Source organism: Janthinobacterium sp. 1L-D-8-B-C4 (assembly GCF_057291295.1).
Map to the genome: position 1 here is coordinate 188,051 of NZ_JBXAVX010000011.1, position 13,664 is coordinate 201,714.

The window sequence follows — 13,664 nt, forward strand, 5'->3', positions numbered from 1 at the left end:
TTACTATCAAAGCACCATGAAAATCCTCACTATCAGCGGCAAGAACCTGGCTTCGCTGGCCGGCGAATTTACGGTCGACTTCGAGCAGGAGCCGTTGGCGTCCGCCGGCCTGTTCGCCATCAGCGGCCCCACCGGCGCTGGCAAAAGCACCCTGCTCGACGCGCTGTGCCTGGCCCTGTACGACGCCACGCCGCGCCTGCTCAAGGTACAGGGCCGCAACGCCCTGCCCGACGTCGGCAAGGAAACCGTCAACGCCCAGGATACGCGCACCCTGCTGCGCCGTGGCACGCCGGAAGGCTGGGCGCAGGTCGATTTTGTCGGCAACGACGGCCACAGCTACCGCGCGCGCTGGAGCGTGCGCCGCTCGCGCACCAAGGCCGAAGGCGCGCTGCAGGCGACCGCCATGCGCTTGCACAAGTTGCCGGAGATGCAGGAGATCGGCGGCACCAAGACGGAAGTCAAGGAAGCGATCGAACAGCGCATCGGCCTGTCGTTCGACCAGTTCACGCGCGCGGTGCTGCTGGCGCAGAACGAGTTCTCCACCTTTTTGAAAACCGAGGACAACGAGCGCGGCGAGCTGCTCGAAACCCTGACCGGCAGCACCATCTATTCCGATATTTCGATCCGCGCCTTTGAACGCGCCAAGCAGGAAAAGCAGGCACTCGAACGCCTCGCCGACAAGCTGGCCGACCAGCGCCCCTTGCCCGCCGAAGAACGCATGCAAGTGGAACAGCAAAGCGGCGAGGCGGAAGCGGCCTTGCAGCAGCTGGAATTGCGCAAATCGGTGCTGGAACTGCAGCAGCGCTGGCATGGCGACGCGCAGCGCCTGCAGGCGCAGGCAAAAGACGCCAGCGACGCGCTGGACCTGGCCCGGCAAGCCTGCACCGCCGCCGAAACGCGCCGCGACGCGCTGGCGCAATGGGACTTGCTGCAGCCTGCCCGCCCGCTGCAGGCCGATGTCGCGCGGCTGGCCGCCGACAGCGATGCGGCCACGCTGGCAGTATCTGCCGTGCGCCAGCAGGCGCAGGAGGCACTGGCCGGCCAGGAACAATTCGCCTTACTGGCCCTGCAGGCCTCGACCCAGTTGCAGGCGCAGGAAGCGGCGCAGCGCGCTGCGGCGCCGCAGCTCGACCACGCCAAGGCGCTCGACGCCGGCATCGCCGCGCAACTGCCGGCCCACCGCCAGGCGCGCGACGCCGCGCAGGCCGCCGACGCCGCCAACGATGCGGCGCGCGCCCAGTTGCTGGCGCTGCAGCAGCACCAGAAAGACTTGACCGCGCAGCAGCAAACGGCATCGCAATGGCTGGCCGGCCACCGGCAATGGCAGGCGCTGGCGAAAGACTGGACCTTGTGGGACCAGCTGTTTGCCCAGGCCGGCCAGGCTGCCGCGCAAGCCGACATGATCGATGCCAGCCTGGCGCATGCGCAGCAGCAGGTAGCCCAGGCCACGCTGGACGCCGGCACCGCGCAGGACGCGCTGACGGCCGCAGCCGAAAAGACGGCCACGCTGGAAGAACAACGGACCGCAGCGATGGCCACGGTGCAGGCCATCGACGGCGGGCAGCTGCCGCTCCAGCGCCAGCAACTGGAAAGCCACGCCCGGATCTTGATTGCTGCCGACAAGACCTGGGCCGAACTGTCGCGCCAGCAGCAACAGCTGGCGCAATGGCAAGCAAGAAAGGCAGCCCTGGCACAAGCCGCCGATGCCGAAAACGCGGCGCTGGCGCAGGAAGCGGCAAAAACACCCCTCATCGAGGCAGCGCTGGCGCAGGCTGAAAAATCCTTGAAAGGCGCGGAGGCGGCCTGCGCGGCCAGCGTCGAGCAGCTGCGTGCCACCTTGATCGATGACGCGCCCTGCCCTGTGTGCGGCTCGGTTGAGCACCCCTACCAGAACGCCGACCATGCGCTGCACGCGATGCTGGCCAGCTTGCAGCAAGGCGTGCAGGACTGCCGCGCGCAGGCGCAAGCCAATACCCGCCAGTTGGCGGCGCGCCAGGCCGCATTGAACGGTTTCCTGCGCGAGCAGGCCGCAGCCGCGCAGGAGCTCGATGTGCTGCCACCAGTGATTGCCAGCCTCGCCGCGCAATGGCAGACACAGTGCGCCAGCCTGGCAGTTCCCGAGGAGAGCTTGCGCAGCGCGTGGTTCGGCGAACAGATCGCCGCCAATCAGGCCGGCCTGCAGGCGCTGGCCGAACAGGAAAGCACGCTGCGGCAAGCCAGCGCCAGGCGCGAACAGGTGCAAGCGGCGCATGAACAGGCGGCGAAAGAGCAGGCACGCCTGACGGCGCAGTTATCGCAAGCGCAGGCGCGGCTAGCGCAGCTGCAAGCGCAGCAGGCGGCGGCCAGCGACAAGGGCCAGGCGGCGCGCGCCAATCTCGACGCCTTGCTGGCGCAACTGGACAGCGCGTTTGGCGACGCCGACGGCGCCGAAGACTGGAAAGATACCTGGCGCCAGGGACCGGCCGAGTTTCGCGCCGCGCGCCACGCCGAAAGCCAGCAATGGCTCAAGCAGCAAGCGTTTCAAGACGAGCGCAGCCAGGCGCTGCTGACGGTGGCGGCGCAACTGGAGGCGTTCGATACGGCGGCAACCAAAGCGCGCCAGGCGGCGCAAGACGCCGATACCGCCTTCAAGGCGCTGGACACGAAACTGATCGCCACCCAGGCCGAACGCGCGGCGCTATGGAATGGCCAGCCGGTGCTGGAGGTGGAGCGCGCACTGGCTGCCGCCGTCGAGCATGACCGGACCACATTGGCCGCGCGGCAGGCGGCGGTGCAGCAGGCCAGCTTGCAGCGCACGCGCCTCGACGAAGCGCGCGCGCAAGGCACGCAGCGCCTGCAGACCTTGCAGGCGCAGTCAAGCGCTGCGGCAAACGCGCTGGAAGACTGGCTGCGGCAGTTCCAGCAACAGCATCCTGAACACGCACCGGCGGACACCGCCATCCTGCGCGAACGCCTGAACCTGGCGCCGGAAGCCATGCGCGCCGAGCGCGACGCATTGCAGTTGCTGGACGCCCAGTTGGCCGAAGCACGCACGGTGCTGGCCGAGCGGCTGCGCCAGCAAACCTTGCATCAGGAGCAGCCACCGGCCAACCTGGAAACCGATGTGGCGATCCTGCAGGCAGCATTGGACGCACTGCAGGCCGAACGCCAGCAGGCCATCCAGGCGGCTACCGCGCTGCGCCTGGCGATTGCCCAGGATGATGCGCGGCGCCACAGCGCGCAGGCGATGCTGGCGCAGATCGACGCACAGGCAATTGTCGAGCGGCGCTGGGCCAGCCTGAATGAATTGATCGGTTCGGCCGACGGCAAGAAATTTCGCAACTACGCCCAGCAGTTCACCTTGGAAGTGCTGCTCGGCTATGCCAACGCGCACCTGAACCACCTGGCGCGCCGTTATCAGCTCGAGCGCATCAGCAACCCCAACAACCCTTCGCTGGGCCTGATGGTGCGCGACCAGGACATGGGTGGCGAGCTGCGCTCGGTGCACTCGCTGTCGGGCGGCGAATCGTTCCTGGTGTCGCTGGCGCTGGCGCTGGGCCTGGCCTCGCTGTCGTCGAACCGGGTGCGGGTCGAGTCGCTGTTCATCGACGAGGGTTTCGGCAGCCTGGACACGGAAACCCTGCGCGTGGCCATGGATGCGCTCGACGGCCTGCAGGCCATGGGCCGCAAGGTGGGCGTCATCTCGCACGTGCAGGAAATGACGGAACGCATCGCCACCCGGATATTGGTGCAGCCGGGCGCCGGCGGCAAAAGCGTGGTCAGCGTGCGCTGACGATGGCGTCAGCGCGGCACGCCGGCTTTTTTCAGCTGCAACAGATGCCAGCCCAGTTCGCGGCGTATCTGTTCGGGCGCCGGTGGCGGACGGCGCCGCGCCAGTTCCGCCTTCAGCCACTGTCTCACGAGTTCCTTGTCTGCCAGTATGCGTTGTTGCATGATGCGACCTTTCGAAGCCCTGATGGCTTATCTTCCCACTCAACGCGCCGGCGTTCGGGGCGTTGACACACACAAGGCCGCACGTGGCGCCTTTGCAACACCGGGTAGATCCAGGCCGCTTGCGTTAAAATCTCGCCCTCAGCAATCAAGCCATCGAACAAGGACACCCATGAAAGCCGCCCGCAGCCTTACCTTCAAATGCGTCAAATGCCAGAAAGCCGTGCAGGTCTACCTGCAAAAAGTGTCGGCCTGCTCGCATATCCAGCCCTACCAGGGCCTGTGCCAATGCGGCGAACTGAAGCGCCACGCCACCGGCCAGGCCGACGCTGTCAAATCGTATCTGGAGTCGGCCGATGGCAGCTGGTCGCACCACCATCATTGATTGTTACAAAGAAGTTTTAAAGCTCGCGCCGCCGCTGCCGTTAATTCCGATACAACGTTCATTTGGATACCACCATGGCCACTACCCTGCCCCAGCTTCCCGCCCTCGGCGCGCGCCAGACCGGCGCCAGCACGCTTGCCGGCCAGCAGCCGGCGAAAACCGGCGGCAATGCTTCCAGCGCCGCCGACGCACTGATGCAGCGCACTTCGCAAGACGTGGTGGCGCTGTCGAAAAAAGGCCTGGACCTGTCGGCGCAGGGGCTGGCAAAGCGCACCGATGCGCTGGGCAACGCCACCGTCGACGTGGCGCAGGACTTCCTCGGCAATATGGCGCGCCAACTATTTGGCGACGGCGCGGCCATCAGTTTCGACTCCATCGACCTGTCCGCCGCCTCGGGCTATGCCGCGCAGGCGTCGAGCAGCTCCGGCGCGGACGGCACGCGCAATGCGGCCGCCTTCAGCCTGGCGGAAAACGCCCACTTCATCGGCAAGGGCACGATTACCACTGCCGATGGCCAGACCTTCGATTTCGAGCTGGAGGTGCAGTACGAATCAAAGATCAGCGCCAGCGCGGCGTATGAAACCAGCAACGAGGAACAGGCAGCCGACACGGACGACGGCGGCGGCCTGCCAACCCTGCAACTGCCATCGATGAATTTTGCCGGCAGCCTGGGCGACCTGTTCAAGATGCTGGGCCAGCAGCTGCAAAGCAGCATCTACAATGCCGGCCAGGACAGTGCGGACGCAAGCGACGCCAAGCCCGGCGACCAGGTCGGCAGCCTGACCTTGCGCCTGCTGAACCTGCTGCAACCACCGAAGACCGTCGACGATGCGGCCACGCCTTTGGCACTGCCCACCGACGCCGCGCCGGAGCTGACGCCGGAAGCGCAGGCCCGCGCCCGCGCGGTGGCCGAAGCCTACGGCGGCAAGCCGGCAGCATCGGAGTAGACGTGAGGGACGTATAATGAAAGACGGCCTGCGCAGGCGACCATGCCGCGCGCCACCTTCTTTCGATTGAATCCCATGCCTGACACCACATCCACCACCGTTCATCCGCAGATACACTGGAGCGAAAACGGCGTCGAACAATCCGCCCGCTGGCGCTCGGAAAGCGGCATGCCGCCACCGAAACGCGTCGTCATCGCCGACGACCGCACGACGGCCGACCAGGCCTACCGCCTGGCCTGCGAAGGCACGGCCATGCTGTGGCGCGGCGACTTCCAGAACGCGCGCCAGCTGCTGCAGGCGCTGGCCCGCCGTGCCGACCACAAGAACGACAAGCCGAGCAAGAAAGCGCTGGCCGCCAAGCTGGCCAAGCCCGAACCGAGCGCCACCGACGCGTTTCACCTGCACCGCCAGGCCCAGTCGCAGCGCGCCCGCACCCTGGCCATGCTGCTGCTGCCGTTCGACGCCGACTATACGATTCCACTGCGCCGCGCGCCGGACGTGAAGCTCGCCTGCAATGAAGCCTATGGCCGTGGCGAAACGCAGTTTGTCGCTTCGCTGCGCGAACTGCTGGGCCTGATCGGCGCCCACGAATGGCGCCGCACCGGCGTGGAACTGCCGGCCCTGGGCCAGCGCATCCACCCGCACTACGGCGTGTTCGCGCCGATCCGCGGCGAATACGTGGGCCTGGTGGCCGACGCGCCGCTGCCGCCACGGGCCAGCCTGGCCTTCGATATCGGCACCGGCACCGGCGTGCTGGCCGCCGTGCTGGCACAGCGCGGCGTCAAGCGCATCGTCGCCACCGACCAGGACCCGCGCGCCCTGTCCTGCGCCCGCGAAAACCTGGCGCGCCTGGACCTGGCTGGCCAGGTGGAAGTGATCCAGGCCGACCTGTTCCCGGCGGGCCGCGCGCCCTTGGTGGTATGTAACCCGCCCTGGCTGCCGGCCCGCCCCAGCTCGCCGATCGAATACGCCGTCTACGACCCCGACAGCCGCATGCTGCGCGGTTTCCTGGCCGGCCTGGCCGACCACCTGGATCCAAACGGCGAAGGCTGGCTGATCCTGTCCGATTTGGCCGAACACCTGGGCCTGCGCCCGCGCGAACAGTTGCTGGAATGGATAACCTCCGCCGGCCTGAAGGTGATCGACCGCCTGGACGTGGCGCCGACCCACCCGCGCGCGCAGGACGCCAGCGACAGCCTGCACGCGGCCCGCTCGAAGGAAATCACCTCGCTGTGGCGCCTGGCGGCGGCGTAATCCCGGCAGCCATTGCGCAATGCAGCAAACCCCGCTATAATTCGCCTGCGGGGTGGAGCAGTCTGGCAGCTCGTCGGGCTCATAACCCGAAGGTCACAGGTTCAAATCCTGTCCCCGCAACCAATACTGAAAGCCGCTGAATCTTGTAGAGATCAGCGGCTTTTTCATTTGGCACATGCTGCGCAGCCATGTTAAATTGCTACTCCAATTGATACGGGCCACACCTTGGACACATTTCGCACCACTATCCTGCTTGCCACCCTGTACTTTTCCTGCGCGGCGCACGCCCAGTCGCAGGCACAGCGCGATGCCGAATATCTGCAGGAGTTCGTGGTGCCGCTGGCCCGGCTGTCTCTGGAAAGAAGTGGCCAATTCCTGCCGATCGGCGCAGCCCTGGAGCAGACCGACAAATTCGTGCTGATGCCGGTGCGCGAGTCCGACGCCACGCTGTCGTCGCACGACATCATCAAGCTGCTGCAGGATATGCTAGCGCAAGGCGCCGACGACGGTGAGTACAAGACCACCGCGCTGGTGTATGACGCCACCATTCCGCTGCCCCCAACCGGCAAGCAGTCCGACGCGATTGCCGTCGCGCTCGACCATCGCGACGGCTATTCGGTGGTCACCTTCCTGCCCTATGAACTGCGCGGCAAGAAACTCCAGATGGGCACACCGATTACGCGCCGCGGAACGGCCTCGGTTTTCCAGCAAAAACCAGCGCCCGAAGCAGGCGTAGCAAAGATCGTTCCCGCGACGCAGCAAACTGGTATATAATTCGCCTGCGGGGTGGAGCAGTCTGGCAGCTCGTCGGGCTCATAACCCGAAGGTCACAGGTTCAAATCCTGTCCCCGCAACCAATACAGAAAAAGGCTGATCTTGCGATCAGCCTTTTTTGCATTCCGGCCCCTGCATTGCCTTACCCCTGCTGCATCATCCGTATCTGCTTCGCCGCCGCCTGCAAGCTGGCGGTGACACGGTCGAGCTTGTCTTCGCCGGTTGCGTCAGACAGGGCGGCAAAGGCGCTGATATAAAAGGTGGCGACCATCATCGGCGGCACGCTGCATTCGAGGGCGGCCGTGCACAGTTCGGTGCCCGCTTCAAGGAATGCCGCGCTGCCCGCCTCGAAGGCTTGCTTGGTGTCGATCAGGTCCTGGCCGCCTTCCGCTTTCGCCAGGCAGTCATCGACTTTTTGCTGGAACGCGGGCAGCAGATCGCCTTCGGGCGCGGCTACCTCAGGCGCTTCTGCCGGCGCTTCCTCGGCAGGCACCGGCACAGGGACCGGTTCTGGCTCAGGCGGCGGCGTGTCGTGCAGCGCCAGCCAGCGCTCGACGGCCAGGTAATCGGTAAACGATTCAGCCACCTTGGGGTTGACCAGCCACACTTCGCCGGTGCGCCAGTCGATCTTGGAGTTGCGCTCGTTCCTGGCCAGCAGGATATCCTTGCCGCCGGCGGGATTCGAGACGCGGCCGATCTCCAGCCAGTTCAGCAATTGCGCCTGGCGCGACATTGCCTGCACGCGGTGAAAAAAGGCCATCCACAAGAATGCGGCGATCAGGGCCAACAGGATACCGCCTACCAACCACATCATCTTTTGCTCCGCAAACATCGTCAGTGTTCATTTTCGCACACGCGGCCTTGCTAACAAGAAACTTCAAGCGGCGCGCCAGTGGTGTTTGCACAACGCGGCGCGGCTGCCGATTGCCTGGCGCAGCGCCCTGCGCTACAATGAGAACAATTCTCATTTAGATCGCGCTGCGCCATGCTGTCCTTCCATCCTCCGCAGTCCGACTTCCAGACGCTGTACAGCGAGCACCACGGCTGGCTGCTGCAGTGGCTCAAGCGACGCCTGCACGATGCGGGGCTGGCGGGCGACCTGGCGCAGGATACCTTTATCAAGGTGCTGGTGGCGCGCGGCTACGACGACATCATTGCGCCACGGCCTTTCCTGGCCACCATCGCCAGGCGCCTGCTGGCCAACCACTGCCGGCGCGAAGAACTCGAGCGCGCCTATGTCGACGCCCTGCTGCATTTGCCGCAGGCCAGCGCGCCGTCGCCGGAAAGCATCAGCATCGTGCTCGAATCGCTGCAGCTGATCGACCGCGCGCTGAGCAAGCTGCCGGCCAAGGCCCGCTCAGCCTTCCTGATGGCGCACCTGGAAGGCATGAGCTACGCCGAGATCGCGGTGGAACTGGCCACCAGCACGCATTCGGTCAAAAAATACCTGACCAAGGCCAATCTGCTGTGCTTTTTTGCCGTACCCGATTTTGCGGCCGGCTGAGATGCGCAATGCGCCGCAGCAGGTCTATGCCGGTGGCCAGCCAATCGACCTGAAGATCGCCATGCAGGCGGCCGAATGGCTGACCACCATGATGAGCGGCCAGGCGACAACGGCCGAACAACAGGCCTGGCGCATCTGGCGCGCCCAGCATCCCGATCATGAACGGGCCTGGACCCATATCGAAAAAGTCAGCGGCGGCTTTCGCGATCTCGATGCGCAGGCCAGCCTCCAGGCCCTGACGAAGCGCCCCGGCGCGCGCCGGCAAGCACTCAAGCTGGCGATGGTGCTGGCGGCGTTCGGCGCGACCGGCGCGCTGGGCTTGCGCACGCCAGCGGCACGCAGCGCGCTGGCCGACCTGTCCACCGGTGTGGGCCAGCGCCGCGAACTGCTGCTGGCCGACGGCACCAGGCTGCACCTGAATGCCGACAGCGCCGTCAATCTGCATTACAGCGCCAGCGAGCGGCGCCTCGAACTGCTCAGGGGCGAAGTCTTCATCACCACCGCCAAAGAACAAGGCCGGCCGTACCGCCCCTTCCTGGTCGAGACCCTGCACGGCCAGGCCAAAGCGCTGGGCACGCGCTACTCGGTGCGCCAGGAAGACACGCACACCGTCGTTGCCGTGGAACAGGGCGCGGTGCGCTTGAGCGCGCGCGATGGCGGCGCCAGCCAGGTACTCCAGGCTGGCCAGGGCGCCAGCATGACGGCGCAGCGTGTCGATGCCGCACAAGCCGTCTCAAGCGATGTATGGGGCTGGCGCCAGGGGCTGCTGCTGGCCGACGGCATGCCGCTCTCCGACTTTTTGCGCCAGCTGGGCCGCTACCGCCATGGCCTGCTTGGCTGCGACGATGCGGTCGCCGGCCTGCGCATTTCCGGCGTATTTCCGCTGCAGGACACGGAAGCGGTGCTGCTGTCGCTGCCCAACTCGCTGCCAGTCGATATCCACTTTCGCACGCGTTTCTGGGTGCGGGTGCAGCCAGGAACACGGCGCTGAAATTTATTTCAACTTTATTTTCACCGCACCGCAAAAAAAGATTACCCGTTTTCGAATCTCGCGTGTCCCGTAAAGGCAAGGCATTCGACGACTCAATCACAAGGTAACCATGTCCTCCTTTATCGCTTCCAAACGCACGCCGATGGCGCACGCCATCCACCTCGCCCTGATCGGCGCCGCCCTGCTGTTGTTCAAACCCGCCGCCGTCCAGGCGCAAGCGCTTGACGCCAGCACGCAGCAGGCCGTGCACGACTTCAAGGTGCCGGCCGGCGACCTGGCCGCCGCACTGCGCCAGGTGGCCAGCCAGTCCGGCGTGATTCTCAGCTTCACGCCCGAACAGACGCATGGCAAGACCACCACCGGCCTGTCTGGCCGCCACGGCGTGCAGTCGGCGCTGGCCGGCCTGCTGGCCGGCACCGGCTTGAGAGCCGAACGCAGCAGCGCCGGCAGCTATGCGCTGCGCGCGGCCGACACCGGCGCAGACAGGCAGGCGCTGTCGACGATGCCGGAAGTGTCGGTCGCGGCGCGCCAGGACGTCACCGAAGACAGCGGCTCGTATGTCTCGAAGGCAGCCACCCCCACTGCCACGCCGCTGGGCTTGAGCATCAGGGAAACGCCGCAATCGGTCAGCGTGATCACCAAGCAGCGCATGGAAGACCAGGGCATCACCACCATCACGCAGGCAATGGAACAGACGCCCGGCATCAAGCTGTTTTCACTGGGCAGCGAGCGCACCGGTTTTACCTCGCGCGGCTATTCGATCACCAACTACCAGCTCGATGGCGTCAGCACCCACTCGGAAAACCTGGGCCTCAATGCCCTGCCCTCGCAAAGCCTGGCCGACATGGCGCTGTACGACCGCATCGAAGTGCTGCGCGGCGCCTCGGGCCTGATGACGGGCGCGGGCGACGCCTCGGGCGCCATCAATATGGTGCGCAAGAAGCCCACTGCGCAAACCCAGGTCAAGGCCGAAGGCAGCATCGGTTCGTGGAACGACAAGCGCGCCATGCTCGACGCCGGCGGCCCGCTCAATGATGCAGGCACCTTGCGCGGCCGGGCGGTGGCCGTGGTGGAAGACGGCGACAGCGCCATCGATCATTACAACCGTAATAAAAAAGTGGTGTATGGCGTGCTCGAAGCCGACCTGGCGCCCGGCACCTTGCTGACGGCGGGCGTGACGCACCAGCGCAACCGCTCGAAAGGTTCGATGTCCTACCTGGGTTTTCCGCTCTTTTACAGCAATGGCCAGATGACCGACCTGCCACGCTCGTTCAATCCGGCCGCGAAGTCGAACCGCTTCAGCACCAACTCGACCGATGTCTTTGCCGCGCTCGAGCACCAGCTGGGCAATGCCTGGACCTTGAAACTCGCCGCCAACCACCTGACGTCGTCGCAGGACGAACGTTCGGTTTATCTCGGCGTGAGCGACACCTTTGCCGACCAGGCGAGCGGCGACGGCCTGCTGCTGAAAGCCAATGCACGCAACTACAACCTGAAGGTCAACAGCGCTGATATCAAGGTCAGCGGCCCGGTGACGCTGTTCGGCCGCCAGCATGAACTGGTGCTGGGCATGGACTACCATGAGTTCCAGAGCGTCACCGACGGCAGCTTCGACTGGAACGTGCAGGACACGCCGGTCAACCTGAATACCTGGAACCGCAATGTGTCGCCCGTGTATGGCGAGCGCTATGTAACGTATGACAGCACGCGCCGCCAGGCCAGCGCCTATGCGGCCGGCCGCTTTGCGCTGTCGGACCAGCTGAAGTTCATCGTCGGTGCCAAGGTCATGCGCTACAACGAAAACTATGTGACGGATGCGCCGACGGTCGACTACTACAGCGAAACGCCGGCCAAGGAAAACCATGTCTTCACGCCCTACGGCGGCCTGGTCTACGAGATCAACAACGCGCATACGGCTTACGCAAGTTACTCCACCATCTACCAGCCGCAGGCGGCGCAGGACCGCAACGGCGCCTTGCTGGCGCCGCGCCAGGGCAAGACGTTCGAAGCGGGTATCAAGAGCGCGTGGCTTGACGGCCAGTTGACCACCGCGGTGGCCTTGTACCAGATCCGCCAGAAAAACCTGTCCGAATCGGACCCTGGCTACACCGTGCCCGGCACCACAGACCCGGCCTACCGCACCGTCAAGGGCGCCAGGACCGAGGGCCTGGACGTGGAAGCGACGGGCGCCATCAGCCGCGACTGGAACGTGTCGGCTTCGTGGTCGTACAGCGCCACCAACAACCATGCCGGCAAGGTGATCCAGACCACCTTCCCGCGCCATCTGGTGAAGCTGTGGACCACCTATCGCCTGCCGGGCGAACTCAATCGGCTGACGGTCGGCGGCGGCGTCAACTGGCAAAGCACCGTGTATTCGAACATCGAAGCGTGGCAGATCGAACGCACCCTGCGCTGGGAGCAGAAAAGCTATGCGGTGGCCAGCCTGATGGCGCGCTACGACGTCAATGACAAGCTGTCGGCAACGCTCAACGTGGGCAATCTGCTGGATAAAAAATATACGGCGTCGGTGTCGGACTGGTGGTATTCGGGCATGGTTGGGCAAGGGCGCAATGCGTCGCTGAACCTGCGCTACCAGTTCTGATCGAGCACAGTTACTGCGCTGGACGGACTGCATTGAAAGGCCAAAAAATTGCTATTTAGAATTAAAATAGACTGGCCTTCCCTTGCAGCGCCCTACCTTCAACCAGCACAGGAACCGTATGGATCACACCGCAGCGCTACGGCACATTGCCGCCACCTATTTTGAAGCATCGCTGGGGCTGTCTTTTGAACAGCTGCTGGCCCCCATCGCCAGCGACAGTCCTGCCGGCAAGTGGCTGCACAATACGCCTGCCTATCAGGCTTTGCGTCGCGCCCGCCACTTCGACGACCACAGCCCGCCCATGGGCGCGTGGGATCATGAACGCCAGCGCGCCGACTGGCCGGCCGTCAGCCGCATGACGGCAGATGTGCTGTGCCGGCAAGGCAAAGACCTCGAATGCGTGGCCTGGCTGTTCGAAGCGCGGCTGCACCTGGACGGCTTTGCCGCCATCGCACCCTGTTTGACCTTGCTGGACGCCTTGCTGAACCAGTACTGGGACAGCCTGCATCCGCTGCCGGACGGCGACGACTTCGATGCGCGCGCCAACCTGCTTCACTGGATAGCCGAAAAACTGCTGCCGGTACTGCGCCAGACGCCGCTCACCGCAGGCGAGGGCAATTCGCCATACGGCTGGGAGGATTGGGAACAGGGCCAGCGCAATTCGCAACACAGGACCCGCATGGACGGCAGCGATGAGTTCGTCGAAAGCCCCGAGCTGCCGCTGTTCCGCCAAGCCATGGCGGCGAGCAGCGGCGAACACTTCCTGCAACTGCACCGTGTGCTGTCGGAGGCGCTGCGGGCGCTCGACAGGCTGCGCGTGACGCTGGACAAATACTTCGCGCCATCGGCACCGAGCCTGGCAGCGATGGCCGGCTTGCTCGAACAGATACGCGGCCTCTGTGACGACGAGCTTTACTCGCGCGGCATGCGCCCTGTGCCGGACAGCGTGCGGCCACCGCCATTGCTGCCGTCTGTTTCGCCACCTCCGTCACCACCACCTCCGCCACTGCCGCCACTGCCACCGCTGCTGGTTGGCGAGCCTATCCGTGATCGCGCAGACGCTTATGCGCGCCTGGCCGAACTGGGCGACTACCTGATGTCGCTCGAACCGCACAGCCCCCTCCCCCATCTGCTGCGCCACGTCGTCAAATTGGGCAAGCTCAATACGGCCCAGCTTTACCAGGAACTCCTCATCGACTCGAACGGCATGCTGAACGTTTTCGAATTGATGGGAGTGAATGGTGCGAACAATGACGAGGGCTCATAAAGCAGCGACA

The 13,664-nt window shown here is 65.1% G+C and carries 11 protein-coding genes and 2 tRNA genes; 11 read left to right on the plus strand and 2 right to left on the minus strand.

Annotation, left to right across the window (positions count from 1 at the left end):
• The first annotated feature begins 16 nt into the window (after positions 1–16).
• Positions 17–3,772 carry an AAA family ATPase gene (locus tag AC0Z42_RS19410; RefSeq protein WP_485469824.1) on the plus strand — a complete coding sequence of 1,252 codons (3,756 nt, stop codon included), beginning with the start codon at positions 17–19 and terminating at the stop codon, positions 3,770–3,772.
• A gap of 8 nt (positions 3,773–3,780) precedes the next feature.
• Here the strand turns inward: AC0Z42_RS19410 and AC0Z42_RS19415 are convergent, their stop codons facing one another.
• Positions 3,781–3,933, minus strand: a complete 153-nt coding sequence (locus AC0Z42_RS19415) for a hypothetical protein (RefSeq protein ID WP_485469825.1) — start codon at positions 3,931–3,933, stop codon at positions 3,781–3,783.
• Between the two features lie 169 nt (positions 3,934–4,102).
• Here AC0Z42_RS19415 and AC0Z42_RS19420 point away from each other — a divergent pair, with 169 nt between their 5' ends.
• The 6 genes from AC0Z42_RS19420 (at position 4,103) to AC0Z42_RS19445 (ending at position 7,373) form a co-directional block, all read left to right on the plus strand.
• Positions 4,103–4,315: a hypothetical protein gene (locus tag AC0Z42_RS19420; RefSeq protein ID WP_485469826.1), complete on the plus strand. Its 213-nt coding sequence runs from the start codon at positions 4,103–4,105 to the stop codon at positions 4,313–4,315.
• Positions 4,316–4,389: 74 nt separating this feature from the next.
• Entirely contained in the window at positions 4,390–5,262 is an 873-nt protein-coding gene (locus AC0Z42_RS19425) for a hypothetical protein (protein ID WP_485469827.1), read from the plus strand.
• 75 nt (positions 5,263–5,337) lie between these two features.
• Positions 5,338–6,516 (plus strand): methyltransferase, encoded by a 1,179-nt coding sequence (locus tag AC0Z42_RS19430; RefSeq protein ID WP_485469828.1) that lies wholly within the window; start codon positions 5,338–5,340, stop codon positions 6,514–6,516.
• Positions 6,517–6,562: 46 nt separating this feature from the next.
• Positions 6,563–6,639, plus strand: a tRNA-Met gene (locus tag AC0Z42_RS19435).
• Between the two features lie 102 nt (positions 6,640–6,741).
• The gene (locus AC0Z42_RS19440) at positions 6,742–7,290 is read left to right on the plus strand and encodes a hypothetical protein (RefSeq protein WP_485469829.1); all 549 of its coding nucleotides are present in this window, start codon (positions 6,742–6,744) and stop codon (positions 7,288–7,290) included.
• Positions 7,291–7,296: 6 nt separating this feature from the next.
• Positions 7,297–7,373 (plus strand) — tRNA-Met (locus AC0Z42_RS19445).
• A 59-nt stretch (positions 7,374–7,432) separates the two neighbouring features.
• Here the strand turns inward: AC0Z42_RS19445 and AC0Z42_RS19450 are convergent.
• A complete protein-coding gene (locus tag AC0Z42_RS19450) occupies positions 7,433–8,104 on the minus strand; it encodes a hypothetical protein (RefSeq protein ID WP_485469830.1) in 672 nt (223 codons plus the stop codon).
• Between the two features lie 171 nt (positions 8,105–8,275).
• Between AC0Z42_RS19450 and AC0Z42_RS19455 the strand changes: the two genes are divergently transcribed.
• The 4 genes from AC0Z42_RS19455 to tssA all read left to right on the plus strand — a co-directional run bounded on the left by AC0Z42_RS19455 (position 8,276) and on the right by tssA (position 13,654).
• On the plus strand, positions 8,276–8,794 hold the full coding sequence (locus tag AC0Z42_RS19455; protein ID WP_485469831.1) for a sigma-70 family RNA polymerase sigma factor: 519 nt from the start codon (positions 8,276–8,278) through the stop codon (positions 8,792–8,794).
• A gap of 1 nt (position 8,795) precedes the next feature.
• Positions 8,796–9,785, plus strand: a complete 990-nt coding sequence (locus AC0Z42_RS19460; RefSeq protein WP_485469832.1) for a FecR domain-containing protein — start codon at positions 8,796–8,798, stop codon at positions 9,783–9,785.
• A 109-nt stretch (positions 9,786–9,894) separates the two neighbouring features.
• Entirely contained in the window at positions 9,895–12,387 is a 2,493-nt protein-coding gene (locus AC0Z42_RS19465; RefSeq protein WP_485469833.1) for a TonB-dependent siderophore receptor, read from the plus strand.
• Between the two features lie 118 nt (positions 12,388–12,505).
• Positions 12,506–13,654: a type VI secretion system protein TssA gene (tssA, locus tag AC0Z42_RS19470; protein ID WP_485469834.1), complete on the plus strand. Its 1,149-nt coding sequence runs from the start codon at positions 12,506–12,508 to the stop codon at positions 13,652–13,654.
• Positions 13,655–13,664: the final 10 nt, after the last annotated feature.

What these genes read in the sequence shown, in the direction of transcription:
- AC0Z42_RS19410 (WP_485469824.1), top strand. Translation starts at nt 17, where the DNA reads ATGAAAATCCTCACTATCAGCGGCAAGAACCTGGCTTCGCTGGCCGGC.
- AC0Z42_RS19415 (WP_485469825.1), bottom strand. Translation starts at nt 3,933, where the DNA reads ATGCAACAACGCATACTGGCAGACAAGGAACTCGTGAGACAGTGGCTG.
- AC0Z42_RS19420 (WP_485469826.1), top strand. Translation starts at nt 4,103, where the DNA reads ATGAAAGCCGCCCGCAGCCTTACCTTCAAATGCGTCAAATGCCAGAAA.
- AC0Z42_RS19425 (WP_485469827.1), top strand. Translation starts at nt 4,390, where the DNA reads ATGGCCACTACCCTGCCCCAGCTTCCCGCCCTCGGCGCGCGCCAGACC.
- AC0Z42_RS19430 (WP_485469828.1), top strand. Translation starts at nt 5,338, where the DNA reads ATGCCTGACACCACATCCACCACCGTTCATCCGCAGATACACTGGAGC.
- AC0Z42_RS19450 (WP_485469830.1), bottom strand. Translation starts at nt 8,104, where the DNA reads ATGATGTGGTTGGTAGGCGGTATCCTGTTGGCCCTGATCGCCGCATTC.
- AC0Z42_RS19455 (WP_485469831.1), top strand. Translation starts at nt 8,276, where the DNA reads ATGCTGTCCTTCCATCCTCCGCAGTCCGACTTCCAGACGCTGTACAGC.
- AC0Z42_RS19460 (WP_485469832.1), top strand. Translation starts at nt 8,796, where the DNA reads ATGCGCAATGCGCCGCAGCAGGTCTATGCCGGTGGCCAGCCAATCGAC.
- AC0Z42_RS19465 (WP_485469833.1), top strand. Translation starts at nt 9,895, where the DNA reads ATGTCCTCCTTTATCGCTTCCAAACGCACGCCGATGGCGCACGCCATC.
- tssA (WP_485469834.1), top strand. Translation starts at nt 12,506, where the DNA reads ATGGATCACACCGCAGCGCTACGGCACATTGCCGCCACCTATTTTGAA.